The sequence below is a fragment of the Oribacterium sinus genome (assembly GCF_963537195.1).
Taxonomy (GTDB): domain Bacteria; phylum Bacillota; class Clostridia; order Lachnospirales; family Lachnospiraceae; genus Oribacterium; species Oribacterium sinus_A.
On the sequence record NZ_CAUTEG010000136.1, the window covers coordinates 1 to 5,126 of the forward strand.

Annotated in this window: 2 protein-coding genes; both read right to left on the reverse strand. The window is 48.8% G+C overall.

What is annotated here, in order from left to right; genetic code table 11:
• Positions 1 to 3,229, reverse strand: a 3,229-nt coding sequence (locus RYL27_RS10805) for a glycosyltransferase family 2 protein (protein ID WP_314967156.1), incomplete at its 3' end; no start/stop codon positions are given.
• Complete coding sequence (locus tag RYL27_RS10810; protein WP_314967157.1) at positions 3,226 to 4,779, reverse strand: ABC transporter ATP-binding protein; 1,554 nt, start codon at positions 4,777 to 4,779, stop codon at positions 3,226 to 3,228. The genes RYL27_RS10810 and RYL27_RS10805, both read right to left, overlap by 4 nt.
• Positions 4,780 to 5,126: the final 347 nt, after the last annotated feature.

The following is a 5,126-nucleotide window of genomic DNA, read 5'->3' on the forward strand; positions in this document are numbered from 1 at the left end:
ACCAAAGCACGCCGTCCTCATTTGGCGGGTGAGCAAAGCCTCCCACAAAGAGCATTCCTTCCCGGCCCTCCGTCATTTTCTCCACCTGCACGGAGTCGGAGAACACATAGGCGGTAATGGCCTTTACCGGAATGCTGTCGTCAATCTTATGGATTTCCTCCACCTCTAAGTTGGAGGGGTAATAGCTGATGTCCGCCTTTTGCAGGACGGAAAGCTCCATGCTCTTAAAGTAGGCGATTTCCTCCAAAAGCTCCGGTCTTGGCTTTAGGGCATACTCCCTTTGCAGACGGAGAAAATGCAGGTCATGGCCATAGAAAATAATCTTCCAGTCCGTATTTTCCTTGATGTAGTCTATGTACTTGGAGGCAATGTGAGGGCGGTTTAGATAAACAATCTGAATCATCTTCTTATTGTCTTCCATCCACTTCCAAATGCCCCCCTGCATCTTACTGCCGTAAAGGACTTCGATGCCCATTTGCTCCAGGGCTTCCGTGTAAGGCTCTTCCTTTAGGAAATTGTCCCCTAAGAACTTCACCTGCACGCCCTTTTCCGCCAGCATTTTCAGGTACTGGTAGGTGGTTTTGGAACCGGCGTCCTTGTCAAAGGTGGGTACATAGTGGTCCACGAAGAGCACATAGCGCTTGCCCATGCCCCGTTCTCTGGCCTGGAAGGGGTTGGGACTTCCGATATTGACGCACTGCTTTTTCAGCTCTTCCTTCCATTTTTCCTTGAATTTTTCTTGGTTGACCTTCTGATAACGCTTAAGTCCGCTGCCTTCCACATCCGTTCCGTTGGAAATGCCTTCATAATGGATGACCTTGGACTTTGGCTGGTACAATACCTTTTTCCCCATTTTCCGAACGGAAAAGGCCAGGTCGGAATCCTCGCAGTAGGCGGGGGCAAAGAGCTCGTCAAATCCCCCAAGCTCCTTCCAAATGCTTGTTCGCACCAAAATGGCGGCACCGGAAATGTAGTCCACTTCCTTCACATAGTTGTACTCCGGATCCTCCGGGTCTTGCAGTCTTCCGTAGTTCCAGCCGGAGGCATCAGACCAGATGATGCCTCCCGCCTCCTGCAATCTTCCGTCCGGATACACCAGCTTAGAGCCGACGATTCCCGCATCCGGCCGTCTTTCCATCAGCTCCACAAGGGAGGAAAGCCAGCCCTCCGTTACCTCCGTATCATTGTTTAGGAAGAAAATGTATTCTCCCTTGGCTAAAGCCGCCGCCTGATTACAGTTTTTCAAAAAGCCCATATTTTCCTTGTTCCGGGCAATCACCAGATTTTCTGAAAACAGGCGTAAATCTCTGGTAGCATCTGTGGACACATCGTCCGCAATAATCACCTCATAGGGAATCTCCCTTTCGTCGGTAAAGCGGAGTATGGACTGTAGGCAACGGTAGGTATAGTGAATCTGGTTATAGCAGGGAATGACGATGCTGACCTTAGGCTTGTCCACCTTGGGAAGACGAATCTTTCCCCCGTCAAAGTAAGCCTGTCCAATCTTAAAGTGTCCGGAAATTCTGTTTCTTCCCTCTGCCGTAAAATATAGGGGCAGGGTTTTAAAGGGATGGAGCAGAGTCCGTCCCATGTAATGCAGAATCAATCTTCTCTTACTGTCCTTTGGAAAACGGCGGTTAAAGGAGGCGGAAAGCCGTCTTCTGATCTTCGAAGGCAGGCTTTGGTGCCGTTCAAAATAATTCCGTTCCTCCTGTAGCTGGGCAATATCCCGCTCATGGGCACGAATCACATTTTCCAGATTGCCCACATGAACGTTGGTTAAGCGGTTTACCTCCCGCTCTTTCTTCACGGAAATCTCTTTTTCCTTCAGCTCTTCCTGCAAATATTGGATCTGCTCCCGGCGTAGGGCGATTTCTTCTTTTTGCTTTTGGAAATTTTCCGGGCTCATGCGACTTTGCTGGTAAGCCCAAACATTTTTCTCCTGTCCCTCTCCATGCACCTCTTCCTGGAAAATGGCTTCCTTACGCTCGCAGGAAAGAAGCTCCGGCTTATTGATGGAAAACAGGCGGAAGAAGCTTTCTTCGTCCTTATATTTTAACTTGTCCTTGTATTCTTCGTACCAGTAATGGAGGATGCGATACAGAAGGAAAAGCCGTTCCTCTCCCTCTTCCTTTACCCACTCGCAATCAATGAGTACCGCCTGCTCTCCGTCCATGATGACATTTTCAAAAAGTAAATCCAAGTTGGCAGGCTTTATGAAGCTTTCCTCTCCCAAAAGAAGATGCAGGGCTTCCTGAATTTCCTTTACCGGAGCCTTTCCTTGGGAAATCAGCTCTCCCAGAATTTCTCCGATGCTCTTTCCTTTTACAAAGGGGTACAAAATGCTGGAAGGAGACTGGGAACCGGCATAGGCCCGCCAAAAGCCTTCCTCCTCCAAAACCTGAATCTTCCGCCGGGCGAAGCTTTCGCTAAGGAGCTTCCGCTTCTTCGGCAAGGAATCAATGTGGGCATTGGCCTCCGCCCCTATGCCTTCCTTTAAAACTTTTCGATTACCCTCTTTATCCCGAAGAATCTCGGTTTTCAGGGCATACTCCGGCTTTCTGCTGGAATTGTATTTGATATATTCCACATCATCGCTATGGACGTCCTTCATGGAAAGGATAGCCCTGGCATCTCCCCGGAAACGGTAGAGAAAGCTTGGGGCAAATTGGGGGAAAACCCCTTTCTTTCCCAGTGCCACATAGCCGTAGCTCTCCTCTCCCTCCTTGGGAAGTCTTTTTTCTGTATAAAAGTGAATGGGATACTCTAAGGAAGGCATAGGAAAATAAAGACTTGCCCGAGCCTTCGGGTAGTCCTTTTTCAGGCTCTCTTCCAGCATTTTCAAAGCATCATAGCTTTGGTAAGCCGGCTCCTTCTCGTAGTAGCCGGTGGAAATGCGCTCCAGAGCATTCTCATTTTCCATCCCCAAAATCACTTCGCCCCCGGGAAGTAGCCACTTCTCCAAAAAGCTTCGAAGCATCTCCTCCAAAGAGCCTTGGAAGAGCATCAAATGTCGCTTAGTCAAAAGGGGAATAATAATATAGTCAAAGCGGTCTTCCTCCAAACGAAGACTGATGCTTTTTACTCTTTTTCGTAGTAGCTTTTCAAAAAGCTCCTGGCTATCCTTTTCTGCCAGAAGCAGGACCTTGCTGTCCTTCTCCAGCCCCCCTTCTCCGGGGAAAAACGAAATCCATTCGATTAAGTTGGATTGCAGCTTCGAAAAACTCATGCCTCATGCCTTTCCAGAGTCACTTCCGACTCCATATCGTAAATTCCAACGGTGTTTTTATTGGATAAAACGGTGATACTGGTAATGTCGTATTTTCTGTCGTAAACCGTGTGCTCCCCTTCTTCGAAGCCGGTGCAGGAAATGGACAGAAGGTACTCTCCTCCTTGCAGGTTCATCCGCTGGGTAAAGGTGCAGAAATACTCGTCCCCCTTCTTTACCGCCGGGATTTCCTTGCCTTCAAAAAGGGTGTTGGTGCCGCTTAGGTCCATGCCTCGCTTGTCCTTGATGGTGAAGGTGAAAATGGGGGCGGCGATATCATCATGGAAGACAATCCGTTCTTTGATGGAAAATTCTTCGCCCTTTAGTAGCACATTGCTGGGACGCCCGTCCTTATCCAGCACGCCGAAGTCCAGAATCTCCGCCTTACCGTTGCCGTACTGCTGGCTGGAGGGATTTAAGGTCAAATGGTCTTTCATAAAGCCTAGAGGCTTTTGGGAAGATTGGCCGGCTTCGGGGGATGCGGGTTCGGCGGTTCCTGAGGCTATGCCTGTGCCGACGTTTTTTTCGGTGGTTCCGACTGTACCGGCGGTGGCGGCTCCGGTGGTTTTGGCAGTGCCGGCTCCGGATACGCCTTCTTGGCCGATCCCGTCAGATTCCGTATTTCCGGCTGTATCGGCTATTCCGCTGCCATCGGCTCCGGTTTTACCGACTTTGCTATTAGCTCCGCCGCTTCCGGCATTTCCCCTACGCTCTCCGTCCACATTGCCAAGGAAGTTCTGCTCCTCCATAAACTGCTCGGCATGGGGATCCTTTCCTGCCAAAATCTTCTTGTACTTATCCACCATTTGTCCGGGAAGGCCTTCCCCAACCTTTTCTCCCTTGTGGAAAAGCACCACCCTGTCGCAGTACTTCATTACCGAGCCTAAGTCGTGGGTTACCATCAAAATGGTGGTGCCCTTCCGCTTTAATTCATCCATGCGGTGATAACATTTGGCCTGAAAGAATACATCTCCCACGGACAGGGCCTCGTCCACAATCAAAACCTCCGGGTCAATGGAGATATACAGGGCAAAGGCCAGACGGACAAACATACCGCTGGAATAGGACTTTACGGGCTGGTACACGAAATCTCCGATATCCGCAAACTCCAAAATGGCAGGGAGCTTCTCATCCATCTCTGCCTTGCTAAAGCCCATCATGGTGCCGTTCATATAGATATTTTCAATACCGGTATAATCCTGGTTAAAGCCGGCGCCCAGCTCCAAAAGAGCGCAAATGCTTCCTCGGCTTTCCACCTTTCCCGTGGTGGCGCTGAGTACCCCGGTGATAATCTTCAGCATGGTAGACTTACCGGAGCCGTTGGTGCCGATAATCCCCACTGCCTCTCCCCTTCCTACGGAAAAGGAAATGTCTCTCAGGGCATAGAAATCCTTATGGTAAGATTTTTTCCGAAGGCTAATGCTTTCCAGTAGCCGGTCTATGGGCTTATCGTATAAACGATAGACCTTGCTTACCTGATCCACCGAAATGATTTTCTCTGCTTCTTCCATAGTCCCCCTTAAAATCTATTGCTTGATGTTTCTGATTTTGCTTTGTTCTGATTTTGCTCTAATGTTTCTAATTTTACTTTGTTCTGATTTTTGTTCTGATTATTCAGCTTATTCTAACTCTGTTGTTTCACTCTGTTTTTCGGCCCGGTCTGTCCCTCACCGTTCTTTCCGCTTCGCTCTTCCTTAGCACATGGGAAAATCCTCCTGCCCATCCTTAGAAAGGCAGTGCTCTAAACGAAAAGTATAGCATAAAATCAGAATCTTTTCTCTATAAACCGCATTTACATCACTGTTCAAAAATGAAAAAGTAAATTCTACTCATCTATCCCCCAGTAGATTTTACTTCT